The sequence below is a fragment of the Thalassobacillus devorans genome (genome assembly GCF_011761345.1).
GTDB classification, from domain to species: domain Bacteria; phylum Bacillota; class Bacilli; order Bacillales; family Halobacillaceae; genus Thalassobacillus; species Thalassobacillus devorans.
The window spans coordinates 429,353-454,228 of sequence record NZ_JAASRY010000002.1; the positions used below are offsets into that span (position 1 = coordinate 429,353).

20 protein-coding genes are annotated in these 24,876 nt (G+C 41.8%); 14 read left to right on the plus strand and 6 right to left on the minus strand.

From position 1 onward, the window contains the following. Window positions 1–102: 102 nt before the first annotated feature. The 11 genes from FHS45_RS09280 (at window position 103) to FHS45_RS09330 (ending at window position 10,559) form a co-directional block, all read left to right on the plus strand. The gene (locus FHS45_RS09280) at window positions 103–771 is read left to right on the plus strand and encodes a GntR family transcriptional regulator (protein ID WP_062441636.1); all 669 of its coding nucleotides are present in this window, start codon (window positions 103–105) and stop codon (window positions 769–771) included. A gap of 107 nt (window positions 772–878) precedes the next feature. Continuing rightward, on the plus strand, window positions 879–1,811 hold the full coding sequence (mdcH, locus tag FHS45_RS09285) for a malonate decarboxylase subunit epsilon (protein WP_062441630.1): 933 nt from the start codon (window positions 879–881) through the stop codon (window positions 1,809–1,811). 37 nt (window positions 1,812–1,848) lie between these two features. Then, window positions 1,849–3,510: a malonate decarboxylase subunit alpha gene (gene mdcA / locus FHS45_RS09290; RefSeq protein ID WP_062441627.1), complete on the plus strand. Its 1,662-nt coding sequence runs from the start codon at window positions 1,849–1,851 to the stop codon at window positions 3,508–3,510. Between the two features lie 12 nt (window positions 3,511–3,522). Continuing rightward, window positions 3,523–4,398, plus strand: coding sequence for a triphosphoribosyl-dephospho-CoA synthase (locus FHS45_RS09295; protein WP_062441623.1), 876 nt, complete (start codon window positions 3,523–3,525; stop codon window positions 4,396–4,398). A 29-nt stretch (window positions 4,399–4,427) separates the two neighbouring features. Further along, window positions 4,428–4,742 carry a malonate decarboxylase subunit delta gene (locus tag FHS45_RS09300; protein WP_062441620.1) on the plus strand — a complete coding sequence of 105 codons (315 nt, stop codon included), beginning with the start codon at window positions 4,428–4,430 and terminating at the stop codon, window positions 4,740–4,742. Then, window positions 4,717–6,411: a biotin-independent malonate decarboxylase subunit beta gene (gene mdcD, locus FHS45_RS09305; protein ID WP_062441617.1), complete on the plus strand. Its 1,695-nt coding sequence runs from the start codon at window positions 4,717–4,719 to the stop codon at window positions 6,409–6,411. Before FHS45_RS09300 ends, mdcD begins: the two co-directional genes overlap by 26 nt. After that, window positions 6,405–7,028, plus strand: coding sequence for a malonate decarboxylase holo-ACP synthase (locus FHS45_RS09310; RefSeq protein WP_062441614.1), 624 nt, complete (start codon window positions 6,405–6,407; stop codon window positions 7,026–7,028). The genes mdcD and FHS45_RS09310 overlap by 7 nt, the downstream gene beginning before the upstream one ends. Window positions 7,029–7,205: 177 nt before the next feature. Further along, on the plus strand, window positions 7,206–7,865 hold the full coding sequence (locus FHS45_RS09315; protein ID WP_062441611.1) for a hypothetical protein: 660 nt from the start codon (window positions 7,206–7,208) through the stop codon (window positions 7,863–7,865). Next, window positions 7,865–8,764 carry an ATP-grasp domain-containing protein gene (locus FHS45_RS09320; RefSeq protein ID WP_062441606.1) on the plus strand — a complete coding sequence of 300 codons (900 nt, stop codon included), beginning with the start codon at window positions 7,865–7,867 and terminating at the stop codon, window positions 8,762–8,764. The genes FHS45_RS09315 and FHS45_RS09320 overlap by 1 nt, the downstream gene beginning before the upstream one ends. 4 nt (window positions 8,765–8,768) lie before the next feature. Next, complete coding sequence (locus FHS45_RS09325; RefSeq protein ID WP_062441603.1) at window positions 8,769–9,632, plus strand: ATP-grasp domain-containing protein; 864 nt, start codon at window positions 8,769–8,771, stop codon at window positions 9,630–9,632. A 129-nt stretch (window positions 9,633–9,761) separates the two neighbouring features. After that, window positions 9,762–10,559: a carbon-nitrogen family hydrolase gene (locus FHS45_RS09330; protein WP_062441598.1), complete on the plus strand. Its 798-nt coding sequence runs from the start codon at window positions 9,762–9,764 to the stop codon at window positions 10,557–10,559. A gap of 54 nt (window positions 10,560–10,613) precedes the next feature. Here the strand turns inward: FHS45_RS09330 and FHS45_RS09335 are convergent, their stop codons facing one another. The 3 genes from FHS45_RS09335 to FHS45_RS09345 are packed head-to-tail and all read right to left on the minus strand — an operon-like array spanning window position 10,614 to window position 14,408. Then, on the minus strand, window positions 10,614–11,978 hold the full coding sequence (locus FHS45_RS09335) for a PTS ascorbate transporter subunit IIC (protein WP_062441593.1): 1,365 nt from the start codon (window positions 11,976–11,978) through the stop codon (window positions 10,614–10,616). 38 nt (window positions 11,979–12,016) lie between these two features. After that, window positions 12,017–12,283 (minus strand): PTS sugar transporter subunit IIB, encoded by a 267-nt coding sequence (locus FHS45_RS09340; RefSeq protein ID WP_062441590.1) that lies wholly within the window; start codon window positions 12,281–12,283, stop codon window positions 12,017–12,019. A 13-nt stretch (window positions 12,284–12,296) separates the two neighbouring features. Continuing rightward, on the minus strand, window positions 12,297–14,408 hold the full coding sequence (locus tag FHS45_RS09345; protein ID WP_062441586.1) for a BglG family transcription antiterminator: 2,112 nt from the start codon (window positions 14,406–14,408) through the stop codon (window positions 12,297–12,299). 564 nt (window positions 14,409–14,972) lie between these two features. Between FHS45_RS09345 and FHS45_RS09350 the strand changes: the two genes are divergently transcribed. Then, complete coding sequence (locus FHS45_RS09350; protein ID WP_062441583.1) at window positions 14,973–19,658, plus strand: 5'-nucleotidase C-terminal domain-containing protein; 4,686 nt, start codon at window positions 14,973–14,975, stop codon at window positions 19,656–19,658. Between the two features lie 100 nt (window positions 19,659–19,758). On the opposite strand, the gene FHS45_RS09360 is transcribed toward FHS45_RS09350, so the two are convergent. Then, window positions 19,759–20,694, minus strand: coding sequence for a nucleoside hydrolase (locus FHS45_RS09360; RefSeq protein WP_062441580.1), 936 nt, complete (start codon window positions 20,692–20,694; stop codon window positions 19,759–19,761). Between the two features lie 209 nt (window positions 20,695–20,903). Between FHS45_RS09360 and FHS45_RS09365 the strand changes: the two genes are divergently transcribed. Both FHS45_RS09365 and FHS45_RS20340 read left to right on the plus strand, forming a co-directional pair. Continuing rightward, a complete protein-coding gene (locus FHS45_RS09365) occupies window positions 20,904–21,095 on the plus strand; it encodes a hypothetical protein (protein WP_062441577.1) in 192 nt (63 codons plus the stop codon). Window positions 21,096–21,246: 151 nt separating this feature from the next. Continuing rightward, window positions 21,247–21,381 (plus strand): hypothetical protein, encoded by a 135-nt coding sequence (locus FHS45_RS20340; RefSeq protein WP_258953961.1) that lies wholly within the window; start codon window positions 21,247–21,249, stop codon window positions 21,379–21,381. 86 nt (window positions 21,382–21,467) lie between these two features. On the opposite strand, the gene FHS45_RS09370 is transcribed toward FHS45_RS20340, so the two are convergent. Together FHS45_RS09370 and FHS45_RS09375 are read right to left on the minus strand one after the other, a co-directional pair. After that, entirely contained in the window at window positions 21,468–22,799 is a 1,332-nt protein-coding gene (locus tag FHS45_RS09370; RefSeq protein ID WP_062441574.1) for a short-chain fatty acid transporter, read from the minus strand. A 343-nt stretch (window positions 22,800–23,142) separates the two neighbouring features. After that, entirely contained in the window at window positions 23,143–24,384 is a 1,242-nt protein-coding gene (locus FHS45_RS09375; protein ID WP_062441572.1) for a dicarboxylate/amino acid:cation symporter, read from the minus strand. Window positions 24,385–24,876 lie beyond the last annotated feature (492 nt).

Genomic DNA, 24,876 nt, shown 5'->3' on the forward strand with positions numbered 1-24,876 from the left:
AATCAATAACTTTTTTAAATTTTCTAAATATATTGAATGTTGGTTAAACGTCGTGTTATAATTTAAATCGACAGTCGACCAAATAAATTAGGGGGGTCACTTATGGGTTCACTAGATCTAAGTAACAATGCGTTATCCAATCATATTGCTGAACATATTACAAATCAAATTATTACTGGAAAACTTCAGCCTGGTGAAAAATTAGTAGAAAATACTTATGCGGAAGAGTATGGCACTAGTCGTGCTCCAGTAAGAGAGGCTATCTTCACTTTAACAGTGGAGGGTTTAGTAGAAAGAGTGCCACGAAAAGGGGCAATTGTAAAAGGTTATACAGAAACAGAAATATATGATTTACTTGAGATTCGCACGATGCTGGAATCGTTAGCAATGAAGCGTATTCTTGAAAATGGTGTTGAAATAGATATCCTTTACGAAATGAAAGAAATACTTGAAAAAATGCAAGAAAAAAAGGATGTTGGCCAATATACAGAGATGAATCACGCTTTTCATATGTGCCTGATCGAAATGAGTAAAAGTGATGTAATAAAAAAAATGTACGCACGTTTAAAGTTACCGCTACTGAGAATACAAAGTCTTTCCTTTGCGAAAGAAGGCAATATTCCTAAGTCTATTAAAGAGCATGCAATTATAGTAAAGCTTCTTGAAGAAAACCAAGTCCTTGAAGCAATGGAAGTTTTAAATCAACATAATCAGGATGTTATTTCTAACATCCAGAAACGATTATTCCAAAATAATGATGGGGCTCAATAAGCTTACTCCATATTACTTATAAGAAGAGATTTTATCTCTTCTTCTTTTCTTATAAAACAGTCGACAGCCGACCAATCTATAAACTACTTTGGAAAGGGGGAGATACGATGAGTGTTGCATTTTTGTTCCCAGGCCAGGGTTCTCAACAGGTGAATATGCTGAAAGGTTTGCCTGACCACCGGTTAGTTGATAAGACTATCGATGAAGCAAGTGAGGCCTTAAATGAAAGCGCTATCTTGTTGGATTCAGAAACTAACCTGCAGTCAACTGTGGCAGTCCAAATTTGTTTGCTGATAGCCGGGGTTTCATCAGCCAGGGTTCTTGCAGCTAATGGGGCTAAACCAGATTTAGTTGCCGGTCACTCTGTGGGAGCTTTTGGGGCAGCAGTAATTGCAGGTGTTTTAGACTTTCAGGATGCAGTGTCTATTGTAAAGCAAAGGGGGGAATGGATGGAACAAGCTTACCCGGAAGGTTACGGGATGGGTGTTGTTTTAGGTCTGCCTGAACAAAAATTAGGCAAAATATTGGAAGAGCATTTATCACAGGGAGAGGAGGTTTATTATGCCAACCTAAACTCAAAGGATCAAATAACCATCTCAGGGACAATCCGTGGAATAAAAAAGGTGCTCGAGAAAGCAAAAGGAGCAGGAGCGCGTAAGGCGGAATTGTTGAATGTAAGTGTTCCTTCCCATTGCCCTTTATTAGATACTGTATCAGAGAAATTGGCTTTTGCTTTGAAAAATATCCAGTTCCGTAGTCCGGAAGTTCCTTTTGCAGGAAACCGTACTGCCAGAGCATTACGTGACCCGGAAGCGATAAAAGAAGATCTTGCTCACAGTGTTTCTCATTCTGTCAAATGGCACCAGGCTACTTCATTATTTTACGAACTTGGTGCCCGATTATTTGTTGAACTCCCCCCTGGACGGGTTTTAACAGATCTCAGTTGTCATGCTTTTCCGTCAGCTCGCTCCGTATCAGTTGATGACAGTGGATTCCATACAGCTCAGGTTTTGATAAATCGTGTTAAACAACCCAATTAATCTACTGTTTACTATAAATAGAAAGGAAGGATAAAACATGGTTGGTGTAAAACAAGTTTCCTCCAAAAATCATTCGTGGACAAAAAGACGTGATGCAAAGGCTGAAAGGTTAAAAAACGTAGAAGGCATTTCTTCAGGGAAAGTGATACCGACAGACCGGATAATCGAGGCATTGGAATCCTTAATTGTGCCAGGAGATCGTGTTTCCCTGGAAGGCAATAATCAAAAACAAGCATCGTTTTTGTCTGCAGCTTTAAACAAAGTAAGTCCCAGTCGCATCCATGACCTACATATGATAATGTCCAGTATTTCCCGTCCGGAGCACCTTGATATTTTTGAAAAAGGAATTGCAAAGAAAGTAGATTTTGCTTATGCAGGACCACAAAGCTTGCGGATAGCTCAGATGCTTGAAGATGGCAAAGTCACAATGGGTGAAATTCACACGTATCTAGAGTTGTACAGCCGTTTATTTGTAGATTTAATCCCCTCTGTCGCCTTAGTTGCTGCGGATAAAGCTGACAAAGAAGGTAACTTATATACTGGTCCTAATACAGAGGAAACCCCTACACTTGTAGAAGCAACTGCCTTCAGAGATGGAATTGTTATTGCACAAGTTAACGAACTTGTTGATGAATTGCCAAGGGTAGATATTCCTGGCTCCTGGATCGATTTTGTTACAGTTGCAGATAAACCTTATGAATTAGAACCATTATTTACCCGGGATCCTCGCCATATTACAGATTTACAAGTGTTGATGGCCATGATGATTATTCGCGGTATTTATGAAAAACACGAAGTACAATCACTCAACCATGGCATTGGCTATAACACTGCTGCCATTGAATTGTTACTGCCTACTTACGGGGAGCAGTTAGGACTTCGGGGTAAGATATGTAAACACTGGGCCTCTAATCCTCATCCAACGTTAATTCCAGCAATTGAAAGTGGATGGGTGGAGAGCATCCATTGTTTTGGTGGGGAAGTCGGCATGGAGGAATATGTAAGAGCAAGACCCGATGTTTTTTTCACTGGAAAAGATGGAAGCATGCGTTCGAACAGGACTTTATCACAGTTGGCAGGTCAATATGCTGTTGACCTTTTTGTAGGGTCCACACTCCAAATGGATCAAGATGGAAATTCTTCTACCGTTACTTCAGGAAGACTTGCTGGTTTTGGGGGAGCTCCTAATATGGGCCATGATCCAAGAGGAAGAAGGCATTCCACTCCTGCATGGCTGAATATGATGACATCTGATGATCCGCTTGCAAGGGGTAAAAAACTAGTAGTACAAGTGGTTGAGACATTCCAAACAGGCAATACCCCTGTAATTGTGGAGTCCCTTGATGCTATTGATGTTGGAAAAAATGCTGAACTGGCAACTACTCCGGTTATGATCTATGGGGATGATGTAACCCATTTAGTTACGGAAGAAGGCATCGCTTATTTATACAAAGCATCAAGTATGGAAGAACGCAGAGAAGCTGTGGCAGCTGTGGCTGGAGTGACCCAAGTTGGACTTAAACATGATCCGAAAAGAACGGATGAATTAAGGCGAAGCGGCATTATAGCTTTACCGGAAGACTTGGGGATTCGTCGGACAGATGCTAACCGATCTCTTTTAGCAGCAAAAAGTGTGGAAGAACTTGTTGAGTGGTCGGAAGGTTTATACAATCCTCCTGCAAAATTTCGCAGCTGGTAAAGGAGAATGAACATGCATTGGAAAGATGCTGAATCATGTGGAAAGGCACTTTCAGAATTAGCGGTAAAAGCTTTAATTGAAGAAGCTGAATTGACCCCTAAGCCAGGTTTGGTTGATAGGAAAGATTCAGGAGCTCATAACGACTTAAATTTTGAAAAAATGATTGTATCTGCCAACTCGTTGAAATCAACATTCAGGGATATTGGCATTGCTGCTTTTTTAAAAAAGCCAAGCCAGGAACTGCGGGAATCTATCGCTGAAATTGGTCGACATGGAGAAAAGAAGATGTTTGAAGCTACAGGAGGAACTAACACACACAAAGGAGCTATCTGGGCGTTGGGATTACTTGTGGCTAGTATTGCAGGACAATCACAGCGTACTAGTCTAGAGCGGATTGCTAATTTTGCAGGAGAGATTGCGTGTTTTATAGATCGGAAAGCTACCCAAACCTCCACCAATGGGTACAATGTCCAAAAACGCTTTGGAGTTCAGGGGGCTAGGGGGGAAGCCCAGCAAGGATTTCCTCATGTTATGGAGGTAGCTTTACCGGTATTAAGGGAGGCACGAGAAAGAGGGTTAACTGAAACCTTAGCGAGGCTAGAAACATTAATTCATTTAATTGCCAGAGTTGATGATACTTGTATATTGCATAGAGGCGGCATGGATGCTTTAACTTCTGCCCAAAAAAGTGCAGAAACTATCATTCGATTGGGAGGAGTATCTACTTTGGAAGGATGGAGAGGGTTGGACCAGCTTGAGAAGACACTTCTCTCTTACAATGCTTCTCCTGGAGGAAGCGCAGATTTATTAGCAGTAGTTTTATTCCTCGACAGTGTGGATGCTAAAAATAGCAGTGCTTTAATACCAGAAAGTTTAATTACTGTTTAATTTATTCTTTAAAGCGGAGGGTGTATACAATGGAAATATTAACCTATGAATTTCCTGCTAGTAAGACATTAAGTCGCCAGGCGCATGTTGGTGTGGTTGGATCAGGGGACTTGGAAATTCTGCTGGAACCTTCAAGTGAAGCTCGTGCGAAATTAATCGTTAGAACAGGTAGCCAGGGGTTTGAGAAGACATGGGAAGCATTGCTTAGTCGGTTTTTCACCCAAAATGATTTTGCTGCCAATATCAAAATAAATGATTTCGGAGCTACCCCGGGTGTTGTTTCTTTACGTTTAGCTCAAGCATTGGAGGTGAGCCAACATCACAGTAAACATATTAAAGCGTAGTTTAGTAGAATTAGATGCGAGAAACAGGGCGAAGTCTATTTTAGACGAAGGAACTTTTCGTGAATTACTGGATCCATTTGCTGAAATAGAATCTCCTCATTTACAAAACCAGGGGATTGTGCCCCAAAGTGATGATGGAGTTGTTATAGCAAAAGGAAAAATTAGCGATCAAGAGTCATTAGTCATATCGATTGAAGCCAGTTTTCAAGGTGGAGGGATTGGTGAAGTTTCCGGTGCGAAAATCGCAGGGGCATTGGAGCTAGCGCTACAAGACAATATTAATGGTAATCAAGTCTATCCGGTCCTTTTATTTGATACTGGGGGAGTCCGGCTTCAGGAAGCCAACTATGGCCTGCTCTCTATTGCAGAAATAGGATCGGCTATTGTGGCATTAAGAAACTATGTTCCTGTAGTAGGGTTAATTCCAGGGAAAATAGGTGCATTTGGAGGAATGTCTATTACAGCTGGATTATGCAGTACCTTAATTATGACAAAAGAGGGACGGATCGGACTAAATGGGCCAGAAGTAATCGAACAGGAGGCGGGAATTGAAGAATTAGATTCCCAGGACAGACAGCGTATCTGGAAGACGATCGGAGGGGGGCAAAGAGTTGCGACGGGAATGGCGGAACGTTTAGTTGAAGATGATATTTCTTCAATTAAGGTTGCAATTCAAAATGCTCTTGCAACAGGCAATAATGTGCTGCCAAGAAGTAGGCAGGTAGAACAATTCTGTCATCTATTAAATACTGTTGATCCGACAGAAGATATTACCCCATATGATGTTAGACATCGATGGAACCGTATTGTTGAAGGGGAAAAATTCGACAGAAATAACAGACCTGACCTTCTTGTTGAAGATGAGGACGGCAGAGGATTTACCTGGTTTAAAGCTCTAACGGGTATAAAAGAAGCTGCACAGCGTGAGATTCCATCTGTCCTATGTGCAGATCAGAAGACAGGAGATGTGAATACCCGTTTTATTGCAGTGTTGCCTGATTCCAATAGTAAATACCCCCGAGCGCGTAATGGAGAGGTTGGGTTAGAACAAGGGTGGATGATTGCAAAATATATCCATGAGGCTATCGAAGAAGACAAAAACGGAGAAAAACGGGCAATTGTGGCAATCGTCGATGTGCCAAGCCAGGCTTATGGATACAAAGAAGAACTGCTTGGGCTGCATCAGGCATGCGCTGCTGCAGTGGATGCCTATGCAACAGCGAGAATGGCAGGACACCCGGTTGTTAGTTTGATTGTTGGAAATGCTATATCAGGGGCATTTTTATCGCATGGAATGCAGGCAAATAGACTTTTAGCTTTTAATGACGAAAGTGTCAATGTGCATGTAATGTCTAAGCAATCTGCCGCGAGAATTACACGGCGTACCATTGCTGAATTAGAAGAAGCTACAAAAAAAGTTCCTGCCATGGCCTATGATGTCCAATCCTTTTCAAGACTTGGTGCATTACATGAACTAATTGAGGGAGTGAATTTCGATCAACCAGATCAAAAAGATATAGACCTTGTAATGAATAAGGTAAATGAGGCTATCTACGATGTGAAAAACAGTAATCGTGATATAGATAACCGTCTGAAATCACCAGAAGCAGTCAATGGAGGGCGTGCAGCGTCTATTAAAGTAAGGGATAAATTAAAAGAATTATGGTAATACAGCCTCACGATTTATTAGAATTGAAAGAACCGTTAAAGCAGCTGATAACCGATGCTTCCATACCAGACTGGGTCCATGACACTTTAGAAGATGCTCCATTCGTCGTTGTACGTCGTGCTCCTATTAAGAATGGAAAAGTGCCTGTGGGAGTCCGTGGGTATACAAGAAGTGAGCGATTTGCTGCCTTTATTTCCATCGATTCGATTGCCAGACAAATAACCCCCGAGCAATTGGCGAGAGAAAAAAGGTGGTTAGAAATACAAAGGGATATTTATTTAAAGGCTATAGATTCTTTGGACTTAGTAGAAGAAGTTTTACATGTCTGTCAATTAGATTGGGGTCCTGTAGGAAGTGTGGGCTTTGAATTGGCAAGCGGGCGTCCGACTATTCATGAATCAAGTGATTTAGACATCGTAATCAGGGGGATAGAGGGACTTTCATTAAAAACTGCTCAAAAAATTATCGAGGAGTTTGATATTGCGCCTGCAAGAATTGATCCCTTAGTAGAAACGCCTGAGGGGGCTTTTTCATTAATTGAATATTCATGTGAAGTCCCTTCTATGATGCTAAGGACAAAAGAAGGACCAATTTTGGTCAGTTCCTCTTCTTTATAATTAATATAAGAACTTTTAAAGCGCGCCTCTCGATTTCCAGGGGGCGTGCTGTTTTATATGAAATGCTAAAATAAGATATATCAGTATTAGTGTAGCTTAACCTATAGATTACTACATGGGAATTTGATACCATAACCGATATATAGTTTAAAACATTAAGATATTAGAGGTTGCTGTATGACTTTAATTACTACTGAACAAATTAAATTAATTGAAAAAAGATTTATTAATGAGAATCTAACGGAGACAACCCATTTTGAGGAGAAAGCCGGGACTGCACCTATCATAATTTCTGCTCCCCATAGTGTTCCACAGTTAAGAGAAAGAAGCATTAAGCAAGGGGAATTCAGGACTGGTGTATTATCTATCTTGTTAAAGGAACACCTTGGTTGTTTCAGCATCTATAAAACAAGAAATAATGGCGATGATGCTAACTTTGATGAAAAGTGTGAGTATAAAGAAGCGCTCATCGAAACGATAAGACAGAACCACATTGAACTATTGATCGACCTCCATATTATGTCTCCAAAGAGGGAAGCGGATATCGAGCTTGGTACTGGACGTGGAGAGAACATCTCCCATAATACATACTTGATTGAAAGATGTATCAATAGCTTTAAGGAAAACGATATAGAAAATATCATCGTAGACGAAAACTTCCCTGCCAGTTATCCTCACACAGTCTCTGCCACTATTGCACGGGAATGCAGCATACCATGTATTCAAATTGAAATGAACTGGAGAGTATTAGATACTGAAAATGGCATGGAAAGTTTCCTTAATGTCTACAATAGCTTGGCTGCAATAGTACGGTCGATAGAAGGGGAACAAGCATAATGGGAAAGCCGAATGGTTGGATTATCTATAATGGAAACTCTACGCATGAAAAATTTTATAACTTAGTTAAATGGATTGATACGGTTGCACATGAAAAAGGTCTGGAGACAGAATTAATCAAGAATAATGAACTGGTTGTTTCAATGGAAAACGGCAAGAGCATTATTAAAGGCAAGCATGAGGGAAAAGCTCTGCCTGATTTCGTTATTTTTTGGGATAAAGATATTTATTTAGCTAAACATTTAGAGAAAATGGGACTAAAACTTTATAACAGTGCCTCGGCTATCGAGGTGTGTGATGATAAAGCGTTGACGCATCAGGCACTGGCTGATAACAGTGTCCCTATGCCAAAAACAGTTATTGGTCCGAAGGTTTTCTATAAAGTTTCATCATTAGAAAATTATGAGAATATAGCAGATGAAATCGGCTTCCCGATGATCATTAAAGAAGCATTCGGCTCGTTTGGCCAGCAGGTCTACCTTATCCAGAATTATGACGAAATGATTGAGAAAGTTAAAGAAATCGGAAACAAACCCCACCTTTTTCAGGAAATGATTGAGTCCAGCTACGGAAAAGATGTCCGGCTGCATGTAGTTGGTGGAAAAGTTGTGGCTTCTATGCTGCGAACCTCAGAAGTCGATTTCAGAGCCAATGTTAGTAACGGCGGGAAGATGCATCGCTATACTCCTTCGGAAGCAGAAAAACAATTGGCAATCCATGCTTCTCTGGCTGTGGGAGCCAGTTTTGCTGGCGTAGACCTTCTGTTTGGACCAAATGATGAACCGATTGTCTGTGAAGTGAATTCGAATGCCCATATGAAGAATATTTTTGACTGTACGGGGATAGATGTAACTGAGTATATCATCGACTTTATCTTAGAGGACTTACAGAATAGGTGAGCTTATGTACAATGGTTGGATTATTTATGATGATAAGGATTTGAAGCGCAATCACTTTTTTAAAAATGCCCTGATTCAAAATGCGGAAAAATTTGGCATGACCTTAACCGCAATGGTAAAAGAAAATTTACTCCACGGTGTGAAAAATGGGCAGCATCTAGTTGCCTATAATGGAAAAGACATAGAATTGCCTGACTTCGTTATTATGAGAAGCCGGGATTCTTTTTTGAGTAAACAATTAGAGTATCTTGGCATCAGGGTATTCAATAAAACGTTTGTATCTGAAATAGGGAATAACAAAGCTAATACCCATCAATTTTTTGCAAGCTTTGGAATTCCAATGATGGAATCCTATTTTATGAGTGTAAAAGATTGCGAAAAGAACGCCACATTCATTCCATATCCGGTGGTAGTAAAATGCGTGAAAGGACATGGTGGGAGCCAAGTTCACCTGGCTGCTGATGAGGCAGATTTAATAAACAAACTACCTAAATTCCACTCTGCCCAGCAATTAGTTGTACAGAAATTGGCTCCAGTTATTGGAAAAGATTTGCGGGTATATGTGTTAGGTGAGGAGATCATTGCCGCAGTTATTCGCACTAACAAACAAGACTTCAAAGCTAACCTCTCTTTAGGTGGAACCGCTGAACTCTATTATTTGAACCAGGAAGAGAAAAAGTTAGTTCATAAAATTGCTGAAAAATTAGACGCTGATTTCATTGGTATTGACTTTTTATTTGATTCTGATGGGTCGCTTATCCTTAATGAAGTGGAAGATGTTGTTGGGACGAGAGCCCTCTATCAACTTACTGACATTGATATCACTTACCTTTTCATGGAATATATTTACAAGGTTTTAACTAATTGAAGTAATTCCACCCCGGAGCCCTCCAAAATTTGGAGGGCTCCGGGGTGTTAGTTAATAGATTAAAAAATTTCATGATACAATTAGAAATAACAAGTTAACCTACATATATTAGGAAGGGAGCAAGGCCACATGAAGTTTTCCATCATTCAAATGGACATCGTACCAGGTGATCCAGAAGCAAACCGGATAAAAGTAAAAGAGTTGATACAGAAAGAAGTCGAAGAGAATAACCCGGATACTATCATTCTACCGGAAATGTGGACGACCGCTTACACCTTGCCAGAACTCGACGAATATGCAGACGTCGACGGTGAACCGACCATCCCATTCATCAAATGGCTGGCTAGACAGCATCAGGTGAACATCGTCGCAGGCTCGATCGCCAATAAAAAAGAGGGAGGAATCTATAATTCTGCTTATGTGATTGATAGAAATGGGGAAGAGGTTTATAACTATGATAAAGTCCACCTCGTCCCGATGCTGAAAGAAGAGAAGTTCCTGGCTGGCGGGCAAAAGCCTGCGGAGGTTTTTGAACTGGATGGTCTGAAAATGGGCTTGATCATTTGTTATGATTTGCGCTTCCCGGAATTGATTCGCTCTCTCGCATTGGAAGGAGCTCAGGTACTAATTATTGTAGCTGAGTGGCCGCTTGCCAGAAGAGATCATTGGCGTACTTTGCAAATGGCACGGGCGATTGAGAACCAGATGTACATCTGCTCCAGTAACCGGATCGGATCTTACGATGATGTGGATTTTGCCGGCACCTCCATGATCATCAATCCATGGGGTGAGGTGTTAGCGGAGGGGTCTGTAGAAAAAGAAGAATCGCTTTCTTTAGAATTAGATTTAGAAAGGGTAAAGTCAGTAAGAAAAGAAGTACCTATCTTTACAAGCAGAGTTCCCCATTTATATAAAAAAGAAAAATAAAAATTACCCCGGAGCCCTCCAGATTTTGGAGGGCTCCGGGGTGTTACGTTTTAGTTATGCTGCTTTGTCTGAGCCATCGATCGTGTGTTTGTTTTTCCAGCCAAGAAGAAAGAGGATGGCTAGAATGACAAATGTGGCCAGGATAAAGAATACATTAGATTGGATGAAATTAATCAGGTTTCCAAGTACAATTCCAACTACACCGAAGTCAGAGTCTCCAAATGTGGTTCCTTCGAATCCGAGTGTTCCGAGTACTGGTAACAGCAGAGCTGGCAGGAAGCTGATCAGGACACCGTTTGCCGCTGAACCAAATATCGCTCCGCGACGGCCGCCGGTAGCATTCCCGAAGACACCAGCTGCTGCCCCGGTGAAGAAGTGTGGGACAAGACCTGGAACGATTACTTTCAAGCCGAAGACCGGCAATAAGAACATCGAGGCAAGTCCTGCGATAAAGCTGGTTAAGAATCCGATAATCACTGCGTTACTTGCAAATGGGAAGACGGCTGGACAATCGAGCGCCGGTTTCGCGTTTGGTACAACTTTATCTGCAATCCCTTTAAATGCCGGGACAATTTCAGCCAGTAACATACGGACACCAGCAAGGATGATGTAGACACCGGCTGCAAAAGTGATACCTTGAATAAGGGCGAATACTAGAAAGTTCTGTCCGCCGCTTAGTTCTGCTTCAATGAATGCTGGACCGGCAGCTCCTGCTACGACAAAGAAGAGAATAACCATTGTCAATGAAACGGATACCGAAGTATCGCGTAAGAATCCAAGTGATTTAGGAACTTTGATTTCTTCTGTAGAACGTGATCCTTTACCGACGGCTTTACCAACAGCTGCTGAAACGAAGTAACCGAATGAACCGAAGTGTCCGACAGCAAAATCATCAGATCCTGTGATCTTCCGGGTGAAAGGCTGGAGCATAGCCGGTGACAATACCATCAATGCACCAAGAATGATAGATCCGACAATGATCATCGTTGGTCCGGTAATACCGCCAGTGACTAAGATGACCGCAATCATACAAGCCATGAACATCGTATGGTGTCCAGTCAGGAAGATATATTTAAATGGGGTCAAACGGGCTAATACGATATTTACTACCATACCAAATAGCATGATCATCGCTGTTTCTGTTCCAAAGCTTTCCTGGGCCAGTGCTACAATAGCTTCGTTATTAGGAATTACTCCTCCGACACTGAAGGCTTCGTCGAACATGCTGCTGAATTGTTCCAGGGAGCCGACGAGTACGTTAGCGCCGGCACCGAGGATGACAAAACCCATCACGGTCTTTAATGTTCCTGATACGATGTCTGCAATGTTTTTTCTCTGTATAAGCAGTCCGATCAGGGCGAATAGACCGACCAGAATGGAAGGGGTACCTAATATATCAACCATAATTAAATCGACCATTTGTTAATTCCCTCCTCAAAATGTTAATTCATGTTGTTTTACAGGTTGTTGGTTAGTGCTTCACGTAGTTCATTTTTATCCATTAAATTTTGCAATTTGACGACATTCTTTTGTCCATCCTCGAGGCTTCCGACGATATCTTCTGAACCCAGGTAAAGGTCCGCTGGCTCAGATTTTGCACTTGAAAGGTCCGTATGTGATACTTCTGCTTCTTTTCCTAGCTCCTGCAAAATGCTTTTTACGTTCATTTCAACGATCATACTGCTTCCTAATCCGTTTCCACATACCACTAATACTTTTTTCATTTTTAGTTCCTCCTTAGTGTGAGTAAGTTTCTATTAAATTTGTTATTTCATTTTTATCTTGGGAATTTAAAATTTTGTCGATGTTTCCATCCTCTGACAGCATGGTTGTCAGCTGGGATAAAGCCTTCAAATGTGTTTCATTATCAATAGCTGCTAATACAATGACAAGGTTCGCCTGATGTTTTTCTTGTTCAGAAAAACCTACCGGCTCTTCCAGCTTGAGTAAGCTCATTCCTAATCGTCCGACTCCCGCTTCAGGACGTGCGTGAGGGATAGCGATTTTGGGGGCTATGACAATATATGGGCCAAATTCATTTACATTTTCAATCATGGCATCCACGTAGCTGGCATGAATGAAATTTTTATCTACCAGCGGTTGGGCAGCTATTTTTATGGCTTGCATCCAATCGGCGGCTTTTTCTTTAAACTGTATCGTATCTGAGGTCAATAGTTCCTGTAACACGGGAGAATGACGCTCCTTTCCAGCACTTGAATTCTTTGGTGCATACCCTTCTAAATCTTGCAGAAGCCGGTCGCGATCGTGGATGGTGGCATGACGCTCGATGATAGCGATCAGTTTTTCGGCTTCATTTTTTTGTTTCCCTTGATAAGAAAGGTGCTTGTTCAACTCTTGCATGACATATTCTTTGTCTGTATTGGAGAGAATGGCAGGGACGTGGATGACTGGAACATCTTTTTCCTTTATGAAATTCGTTGAAAAAATGATATCGACATCCAATTCATCTTTTTGTGCCTCGAATTCTCTCATGGAGAATGTTTGCGTGATTTTTATCCCTGAGAGCAAGTTTTCTAATTGTGATTTCAGCATATTAGAAGTGCCGATACCGTTTTCACAAACGATGATCGCTTGATAGTCAGCAGGAACCTGCTTTTTCTCTCGTTTCAACCATCCGCCAAAATGAAGCGCGATATAGGCGATCTCTTCATCAGGGATTTCAACTCCCACAAAATATTCCAGGTGTATCATCACTTTTCTTGTCAGATGGATTAGTTCACTGTAATTTTCCTGGATAGACTCTGCCAGCTCATTTGCTATTTTCACTCCATATTTCAAACGGTAATAGGTGGGTTTGATATGGGCGATGAGGTTATCCTCCAGCCCTTCCCGGTCGTCGAAAATAATACAGGCATGCGCCTGGAAATCGTTGATCATGCGTTTCACTACATTTCGAAGACCCTCGAGCTCCTTCTCACTATCACTTGAAAAATCATCTCGGTGTACTTTGGCGCCTAGAATGTTCATGGCGATGAAACAAATTTCATCTTCAGGAATGCTGCTATTATCTTTCGCGTGCAGTTTCTCGATAATTTCCTTCGCAACTTGAAAAGCCTTGGTGGTTCGCAATACTTCTTTTTCTTCTTGATCCACCTTCAGCGAAGGAGCGGTATCGAGCCGCTTTAATGTGATCAGAATTTGAATCGACAGTAATTCGACGGTTTCTTCCGTGAAAGTCAGGTGCAGCAACTCTTCCATTTCATAGAGATGATTTTTGATGCGTTCCTGCAATTCAGTATCCTGATCAGCAGATTCACCATGGGAAAGAAGTAAGTGATGTACCTGCTCTTTCAGCACCTCAGCTTCCTGTTTCACATATACTTCTGCTACTAAATCAGATAGGATCTGGCGTTTCGCGGTCTCTTGTCCAGTTATCATATAACCTTTGTTAGGCTGATAGTCTAATTGGATAGAATGTTTTTCAAAATGCTGCTTGATTTGTTTTAGGTCCTTAACGATCGTTCCTCTGCTTGCATTCACCAGTTCAATGAACATTTTCATCGAGGAAGGGCGTTTTGCTGTTAGCAGATAAATCATTAGGAGTATTCTCCGCTCTTCCTGAGAATACTGATAGCCCCATTCATTAGACCATTGTGCCTGATGAGGAAGCTTCGTACGAGCTTCTTCTGTAAGAAAGAAACCAGCACCGTGCTTCCTCTTAATGCTTTCGATCCCCTGTTGCTCCAGCCAATTATTAATTTGCTGGATATCGTAATAAATCGTACGTTGTGATACACCCAGCTTCTTTTCCAAGCTGCTGGTAGTAATCGGGGATTCTGTTTCATAGAACAGTTTCAATATCGATGCTCTTCGTTCATCCAATACCATCGGTTAATCCTCCCGGGTTAGGATTATTCCTTTTAAATTTGCAAATTGTAACAGATGTTCAAGATGATCATCTTATGGTTCTTATTATAACCGCTTGAAATTCGCTTTGAAAGGGGTTTCACAGTGAAAGGGTTGTTAATGTATTAATTTGCAAAAATGAACACCTGGAGCATTTATCGGAAAACTTTTCCTGCGATGGAGAAACTTGTTTAATGATAATGCTTTTTACTTCAAAGAGAGTAAAAGGATGAAAATAATACTTAAAGATTGGTTATAGGTAAAATATCGTTATCAGTAAGTCAAAGGCTCACTACATATAATTAAACCAACCCCGGTTCTTCATGCAGTGGAGAATCGGGGTTTTTAGTTGGGTTACTCTGTAAAAAATAGTAAGCAGTTAATGGGCTAAATGCTTCATTAAGGTATAGTTGTTTGATTTCATCGTCCTAGTATCAAGGAACCGTTTTCACAGGATATTGTCATATATATACTCATTTTGTAAGATTTTCTTTATACTGGAATCGTTAGGCGTATGACCATAAATCACTAATGGAGGGTATGCAGATGAAAAAGGTCGTAAGTAATCGGATTCAGGCATTGAGTTTGATTGCTGTATTGCTGCTCGGGTTCGTAGCACCGGTCGAACCGGTACATGCGGATGAGCACATGGATGATTTGATAATTTCTGAATACGTAGAGGGGAGCAGTAATAATAAAGCTCTTGAACTCTACAACGGTACAGGCAGTGAAATAGATTTATCAGAGTATACGTTGGAATTGTACTCCAATGGTAATGATTACACCCAATCCACGTTTACTCCTGAAGGAACATTAGCCAGTGGCGAAGTGTTAGTTATCGTGAACAGCCAGGCTGGCGAAGAACTAAAAGCTAAAGCAGATGTGATCAATAGTGTCACTGGGTTTAATGGCAATGACGCTCTTGTCCTGAAAAAACAGGAAGACGTTGTGGACTCATTTGGGCAGGTTGGCAACGATGCCGAATATGCAAAAGACGTAACACTTGTCCGCAGTGACGATGTGACAAGCGGAGACACTGATCCGAGTAATGCTTTTGACGCAAGCGCAGAATGGGATGCATATCCACGTGATACTTTTGACTACCTTGGTTTCTATGATGTGCCAGAAACGGAGCCAGTAGAACTTCAAACCATTGAAGAAGCACGTCAGGCTGAAGAAGGAACCGATGTAAAAGTACAGGGTGTGGCGACTGCAGCCTTTGAAGCAGGCGGACAGACGAACCTTTACATACAAGATGAAACAGCAGGAATCATTGTCCGTGCACCAGGTCTGAATGTACAGCCGGGTGATGAAGTAGAAGCTCAAGGTGAATTTTCTTCTTACTACGGCATGCAGCAAATTCTTGCATCTTCATCAACCGTAGAAATTGTAAATGAAGGTCTTGGAGTACCTGAGGCGCAATCTGTAACATCCGATGACTTCTCAGCGGAAAATGGGGAGACGATTGAAGGTGAATTAGTTTCTACAAAAAACGTGGAGATCACTGATGTAGGCAGTAATGGTAACTACACAGCTGTCGATGAAAATGGTAGCTTTACAATCGCTCCTAACGATGAAAGTTTAGTAGAAGTTGGGGAAAGTTACGAAGTTATTGAGGGTGTTGTAGACTACAACTTTGGAGAATACAAACTAGTTCCCCGTTCTGAAGACGACGTCATCGATGTTGTTTTCTCTGTAAAAGCGAGCCCTGCTTCTGGCCAGGTTTTTGAAGGTACAAAAGTAGAATTGAAGACTTACGAAGAAGGCGCAGAAATCTATTATACTATCGATGGTTCTGAGCCAACTACTGATAGTGAGCTGTATGGCGGAGCAATTGAAATCACAGAAGATACGACAATTAAAGCGGTTGCTGCTCGTGACAACGGCGAAACAAGTGAAGTCGCTACTTTTGACTACACGATTTTGAAGCCTGCGGATGAAGTGGAAATCCACGATATCCAGGGTGCCGGCCACACCTCCCCTTATGAAGGCAGTGCGGTTTCCGGTGTGGAAGGCGTAGTGACAAAAGTGAATGGCAACAACGGTTTTTACATGCAAAGCGTGAACCCGGATGATGATATTGCTACATCCGAAGGTATTTATGTTTATAAGCGCAGCCATGGTGTAGAAGTTGGTAACCTGGTTGCAGTAGATGGTCAGGTAAAAGAATGGCGTGAAGATGGTTATTCCGATGCGAAAGATTTACTGACAACGCAAATCACGGGCTCCGAGGTGTCCGTAGTAGAATCTGGTGTGGAAGTTCCTGATCCGGTCGTAATCGGTGAAGATCGCATTCAGCCAACCGAAGTGATTGAAGACGATGCGATGACTTCTTTCGACCCGGAAACAGATAGCCTTGATTTTTATGAAAGCATGGAAGGCATGCTGATCCAGTTGAACGATGCCACAGCAACTGGCCCAATCAAATACGATGAGCTTCCAGTAGTAGTGGAAACAAGTGAAGATCAACTTCGCACAGAAGCAGGCGGACTGTTGATTTCTCCGGAAGATTATAATCCAGAACGCATGCTGGTAGATGTTGATGGCATCGATATCAGTGCGAAAACGGGTGATTATTTTGAAGAATCAATCACAGGCGTGGTCAGCTATGACTTCAGCAACTTCAAAATTCGTCCGACTGGTGATTTCCCTGAAATCCAGGACGGCGGCACAGAGCCGGATAGCACAGAACTTAAAGGCTTGAAACCAAAATTGACGGTAGCAAGCTACAATGTGGAGAATTTCCATGCAGGTACGGATCCGGAAAAAGTGGCGCGGATTGCAGAACAAATGGTAGAAAACATGAACGCACCTGACATCATCGGACTTGTTGAAATGCAGGATAACAATGGTCCCACTGACGATGGTACTGTAGATGCTTCTGAAAGTTATCAAGCTTTGATAGAGGCAATTGAAGCGGCTGGCGGTCCAAGCTACGAGTATTCTGATATTGCACCAGAAGACAAAGAAGATGGCGGTCAGCCAGGCGGGAATATCCGTGTTGGTTTCCTTTATAACCCTGACCGTGTGTCTATGACAGACAAGCCAGCCGGCGATGCTACATCAGCAGTAGCGGTTGACGATAATGGTTTGACGCTAAACCCTGGACGCATCGATCCGACAAACGACGCGTTCGAAAGTTCTCGTAAATCGCTTGTAGGTGAGTTTGAATTTAACGGTGAAAAAGTTACGATAATTGCCAACCATTTGAACTCCAAAGGTGGCGATGGGGCACTATTTGGTTCGGAGCATCCAGTTGTACTCGGAAGTGAAGAGCAGCGCTTGCAGCAGGCAGAGGTTATTAATGGTTTTGTAGAAAATCTTATCGACGAAGATCCAGATGCTAACGTTGTAGTGCTGGGTGACTTGAATGACTTTGAATTTTCAGCTCCAGTACAAACATTAAAAGGTGACGTCCTGACCAACATGGTCGAAGAGCTTCCTGAAGAGGAACGCTATAGTTATATCTACCAGGGTAATTCCCAAGTATTGGACCATATTCTGGTAAGCAACAACCTGGCGCACCGCACAAAAGCGGATATCGTTAATATCAATGCAGACTTTTCTGAAGAACATGGACGTGCCAGCGACCATGACCCACTTGTCGCTCAAATCCATCCGAAGAAGACAGTTGGTGAAAAGACTGGTAAAGGTCATAACGATCATCCTGGAAAAGGGAAACGCAAAAAGCCAGGTAAAGACAAAGAATATGAATTAAACTTAATGCATACGAACGATACACACGGAAACCTTGACGATATCGCTAAGACTGCCACAGCTATTGAGGGCTACCGCAGTGAAAATCCTGAATCTTTATTGCTGAGTGCAGGTGATGTATTCTCTGGAACTTTGTATTTTAATGAATTTCTGGGACAGGCAGACCTGGAGTTCATGAACTACTTTGGTTATGATGCGATGGCTTTCGGTAACCATGAGTTCGATTTAGGTTCTAATGAAGAAGGCCACCAGACGTTAGCTGATTTTGTAGAGAATGCCGAATTCCCGTTTGTCGCAGCAAATGTTGACTTCTCTAACGATGCTTTGTTCGAAGGTATGTTCTATGAAGACGTCATTACCCATAAGGCCGAAGATGGAAATATCTATGGTGGTATTATCAAGCGGGTGGAAGGTGAAAAAGTTGGTATCTTCGGATTGACCACAGAAGAGACAGTGGATATTTCCAGTCCAGAAGATGTTACCTTTGAAGATTACATCGAAGAATCAGAAAAAATAATCGATGCTTTTGAAGAAAAAGGTGTTAACAAAATTATTGCACTGACACATCTTGGTCTCGATGATAATGCTGACTATGATAACGATCTTACTCTGGCTGAAACAGTAGACGGCATCGATATCATTGTCGGCGGTCATACGCACAGTGAATTGACTGAGCCGCGTTTTGTAGAAGCAGGCGAAGAACCAACTGTTATTGTTCAGACTGGTGAATATAATAACAACCTCGGTACTCTTGATGTTACCTTTGACAAACAAGGAAAAGTGGTAAGCTATGAAGGAGAATTAGTCGACATCGGTGATTTGGAAGAAAATCTAGAAGTAAAAGAAATGCTTGCCCCATATGCAGAACAGGTAGAAGCTGTGAAAAATGAATCGATCGGCGCTGAAGCTGAGGTTTACTTGAACGGGGAACGTGATTTTGTCCGTACACAAGAGACAAACCTTGGTAACTTAATTGCAAATGGCATGCTTGCAAAAGCAAAATCCGTTAATCCGGAAACAGCAATTGCAGTAACTAACGGCGGTGGTATACGAGCCTCCATTGACGAAGGGGATATCACGGTCGGTGAAGTATTGACGACGATGCCGTTTGGAAACTCACTGGCCATCATGAACCTGACTGGTGCAGAGATTCTGGAAGCACTGGAACACAGCGTCAGTCAGGCTCCGAATGCTAACGGTGCGTTCCTTCATGTTGCCGGTATGCAATTTGAATATGACAGCAGCCAGCCGGAAGGCGAGCGAGTGGTCAATGTAGAAGTTGAACAGGAAGACGGTTCTTATGTACCGTTGAGCGAAGACGAAAACTACTATGTTGCAACCAACGCATTCACGGCAAAAGGCGGCGACGGCTATGATGTATTCGCTCAAGCTTTTGAAGAAAACCGCGTCAGTGAACCAGGGTTCATCGATTATGAAATGTTCATTGATCATGTTACATCTCTGGAAAAAGTTGCTCCTGAAGTAGAAGGACGCATTGTCGACGTAAATCAATAATATAAAAAGTTAAAAACACCCCGGGTCCTCCAGAATTTGGAGGGACCCGGGGTGTTGTGCGTTCAACAAAATATCACAGAAGCATAGCTCCTGCGATATATTAATAGGAAGATAAACTTCGTTTTAATAAGTTCCAGAATTTATTCTGATCTATCACGTGTGCGAAATGGACATTAGGATCTTGGCCGGTAACACAAAGCAAATCCACGCATGTCATTCCGTATGCATATTCCCCTTTTGTCTCTATCGCCACATTTACATGTTTGAATTCGAAAATCGATGGCTCAATTAGATAAGCGATAGTGCATGCATCATGAATAGGAGCACCTTCAAATCCGAAGTACTCCTGGTATGTATGTTTGAAATAGTTAAGCAGCTCAACGACAGTTTCTGCGACAGGGTTTTTAATGGTGGCTAAATCTTCAATGATGCTGTCGGTTGCCTGTGCCTGGTGGGTGATATCGAGACCGAACATGGTGATCGGAACGCCACTCTCGAATACGACCTTGGCTGCTTCCGCATCGACATAGATATTAAACTCTGCTGCAGGTGTCCAGTTGCCGAATGTACCCCCGCCCATAAGGACAATTTCTTTTATGTTCGTAACAATCTTTGGTTCCTTAATCATAGCAAGAGCTATATTGGTAAGTGGTCCTGTCGGCACTAGTGTGATAGGTTTATCGGAATGTAATACTTTTTCTATAATTAAATCAGCTGCATGGATATTTTCTACTTTCTTAACAGGTTCGTCAGGAAACTGGGGGCCGTCCAGTCCACTGTCTCCGTGGATTTCTTTCGCAATTTCACTTTGTTTTACTAATGGCCGTTCTGCCCCCATGGCAATTGGTATGTTCTTTAACTGTAAAAGATCACATATGCGCTGGGCGTTCAGAGTCGTTTTTTCAACTTCTACATTACCTGCAACAGTGGTAATCGCTTCGATATAGATCTTATCACTGGAATTAGCCAGGATGATAGAGATAGCATCATCATGTCCTGGATCGCAATCTAATATGACATTCGTTCGTGTCGTCATCTTTATCCCTCCTGTAGTTAATCATTATATAGAAAAATGTCGAAGATTTATATTTTTCTATATAAGGAATGATAATTTTAATCTTTTCGTCTCTCTAAAAATCAATTATCTGATGAAATAGTCTGAGAGAAACATTATTATCATGTTTCGCCAACCAGATATCCAGAGAGTAAGATGAAACCATAAAATGATGTAAAGGAGAGATAGGGATGGATGAAGATTTGAAAGATGAAATACGTGAGGAAGAACTCCGGGAACTGATGGATGACTATCATACGAATTGCTGGAGATGCCGTGAATCCGTGGATATGGCAGAGGTTGTTACAGTTACAGACGGCAGGACATATTGGAAAGAACTATGCCCTGATTGTTATGACTTCTATAAAGAAGCTACAAAATGATACCCCAGATTTCTAGATTTGGGAGGACTACGGGGTGTATTTTCCAAAGAAGAAACAAATATTTACAAAAAACTACAGCAATCTTTCCTAATCTATGGTATATTCTTATTATTGACAAAACGGAAGTTTGATAGATTAGGAGGGATAGTAGTTGGAAGAACAGCGGAAACTGACGGAAATGCTGCAAAACTTGATTCAAAAGACGGAAACAAAGGAAATTCAATCGTCAGAGGAAATGATTAAACAAATTGTTGCTAATCTTGAAGGGTATCGTTTGCAGAACTAAACCATTCGAAGTCAACAGCATTTATACTATATACTACGAAAGACCGTCACTTTGGAGCCCTTCCAAAGAGTGACGGTCTTTTTTGTTTAAATGAATAGCAATGCTAAGGAAATGGGTATGGCGCTCCAAAACAGGATGATGACACAAAAACCCATGATGTCTTTTACTTTTAGCCCTGCAATCGCAAGCAACGGCAATGCCCAGAATGGCTGGATCATGTTCGTCCAGGCGTCTCCCCAGGCGACAGCCATTGCTGTTTTTGCTGTATCGATGCCAAGGTCCAGGGAAGCAGGTATCATGATTGGAGCCTGAACGGCCCACTGTCCGCCTCCTGAAGGAACAAAGAAGTTGACGATTCCTGCACTTAGGAATGCGAATAACGGGAACGTGAGTTCACTGGAAATACTTACGAACCACATCGACATTTGTTCGGATAAGCCGGAAGCGACCATCATCCCCATGATTCCTGCATAGAAAGGAAACTGGATGATGATTCCGCCTGCATTTTTAACGCCATCGGTAACACTGTTCAAAAACCTTCTCGGTGTCTTATGAAAAATAATGCCGAGAAACAAGAAGGTGAAGTTAACAATATTAATGTTCAAGTCCAGTCCGTTTTGAATAAAATGATATACGATGAAAGCTAACCCTAAAATTCCAATCAATAAAGAAATGATCATGCTGTTTTCCAGACGTTCTGCCGGTGTCATTTCATTGGCTGTAGTTGCGGCCAGCTCTTCTTCTGCTGACTCGGTTTCTAAAAAGTCCAGGTTGTTTTTACTTAAATCCCCGTTAGTTTTCAGTAACCACAAGTTCAATAGTGGCAATGACACCAGCAATATAAGTACTATCGTGATATTCAATCCGCTGAACAGTGTTTCTGTAACTGGGATGCTTCCGATACTGTCGACTAAAAAATGGTCATCTGTGGCAATGGTAAGGGGAATCGACCCTGACAAGCCGCCATGCCATAAAAGAAAACCTCCATAGGCGCTGGCCATCAAAAGTCGGTAGTCGACATTAGGTACCCGCTTAGCAACATGAACAGCAAGCAAGGCACCGACCACAAGTCCGAAGCCGTAATTAATCAGGCAGGCAATTGCGGTCACGAAGGTGACCAGCACGACCGCTTTGCCGGGCGAGTCGGCCAGCCTGCTTATTTTAGCTAAAATTGATTTTACAACGGGCGTATTGGCTAATATGTAACCTGTAACGACAATGAGTGACATTTGCATCGCAAAAGCCAGAAGGTCCCAAAAACCATCGCCCCAGTATTGCACCATTTCTCCAGGTGAACTTCCTGTTATCCCGATTCCCAGTAAAAATACAACCAGTGTAAGTATGATGGCAAATAAGAATGCGTCTGGCAGATAGCGCTGTACCAGGCGGTCGAAAAAAGAAGTAACTCCTGTTAACATAAAACTCCTCCTCTAATATGTAATCGTTTACAAAAAAATTTGTACCCTTTTAATCCGAATAATGAAGAATCAGGTTCATTATTCGGATTAGAAGAAAAATTCAGACTAATAATAGTGTCTTAAACTTTTGTCGAAAAAGCAAGAGGGTTTTCTATATGTGTGGATGTAAACATATATAAGTTTGGGCTGGATTATGCTGTCTTAATTGCAAGCTATATACCTTATACCGTTCTTGTCTCAATAACATACTGACTTAACGCCCGTCTAAAATTATTTTAAGTAATTATGGGAGTTATTAAAGCATAAAAAAGGAACAGGCGAATTGCCTGTTCCTTTAAATGTACTATGAAATTTCTTCAGCCGCAGGCTGTTCAGGTATTCCATGTTTTTTCTCGGACTCTGCAACGACTACTGCGCATGCAGCATCTCCATAGACGTTGACTGCGGTACGCAACATGTCAAGGAGACGGTCGATACCGAGGATTAACGCGATACCTTCAACAGGCAGTGCTACCTGATTAAGCACCATTGCCAGCATGATCAATCCAACCCCTGGAACACCGGCAGTACCAATGCTTGCAAGTACGGCAACAACTACGACCATAACCAGCTGACTGAATGCCAGGTCGGTTGCATAGACTTGAGCAATAAAAATGGTTGCAACCCCTTGCATAATTGCTGTTCCATCCATGTTGATTGTAGCTCCAAGTGGCTGTACGAAACTACTGACAGGCTTAGGGACTTTCAATTCTTCCTGTGCTGTTTTCATGGAAATCGGCAAGGTGGCACTGGAACTCGATGTACTGAATGCCACTGTTGCTGCCGGGAAGAACTTTTTGAAAAAGAATATCGGATTCATTTTGCCTAAGAAAGAAACGGCTGAACCATAAACAGCGAATAGATGGATAAATAATACCACAATGACGACGAGCATATAGGCAGCCATTGCCTTTGCACCGTCCAATCCCATCGTTCCAATTGCAGATGCAAGTAGACCGAATGCACCATAAGGCGCGAACTTCATGATGACGTTTACTAAAAACATCATAATTTCATTACCTTGTTCAATGACTCTCATGACACTTTCAGTCTTTTTACCAAGCATAGCCAACGCAAATCCGATAAAGATCGAAAATGCAATAATTTGAAGCATGTTGGCTTCGGTCATCGCCTGAATCGGGTTAGTAGGAATAATATTGGTAAATGTTTCAATTACAGTTGGTGCTTCCTGGCTTTCGTACTCGGCCCCAGCCGTATTAAAATTGCCGCTGCCAGGCTGGAAAATGTACGCCAGGGCGATAGCAATTGTAATGGCAACTGTCGTCGTAGCAAGGAAAAAGGCGATCGTTTTACCACCGATACGACCAAGCTTTTTCGGATCACCTAGTGAGGCTACACCAAGTGTAATGGAAAAGAATACAATCGGTACGACGAGCATCTTGATGAGGTTAAGGAAGATGGTACCGAGCGGACTGAAGATATAGGTATCTAATGTAGTGAACAAATCTGGTGCGGAAAAATGCAGAAATAGACCTACAGCAGCACCGAGAAGAAGACCTATGAGAATCTTTGTTGTCAGTTTCATAGTTTTGTTCCCTCCTGTGTTAAGTGATGATATTCAATTGTTTGTGGTTGCGGGTTGGGAATGGATAGTGGGTAAGACCAGTCTCCCGAGGGTATTTTTTTATAAAAGGACCATGCATGAAGCTGGGTCGCTTTTTCCCCTTTTATAAACTACCATAAAAATTATTGCACGTAAAAAGGTTTCGATTAATGTGGGAATAATTTAATAATTATGTAATTAATACGTAATAGAATTAGCAATTAGAATCAAAAAATGTAAACAACCCCGAGTTATCCAATATCTGGATCTGGAGGACTTGGGGTGACCAATTAGATTTTCATGTATTTGATCTGTATTTTAGTTAAGAATAAAGTTGGAGAGTTGCTAACTAACTGTGATGTTTCTCACTTCTTGATGTTTTATATTTCTCTACAATGGTACATAGATAGAGAAAGGTTTAAGAACAGGGAGATACGGGGATAGGTATAATGGAATGAACGAACCAACTACTTA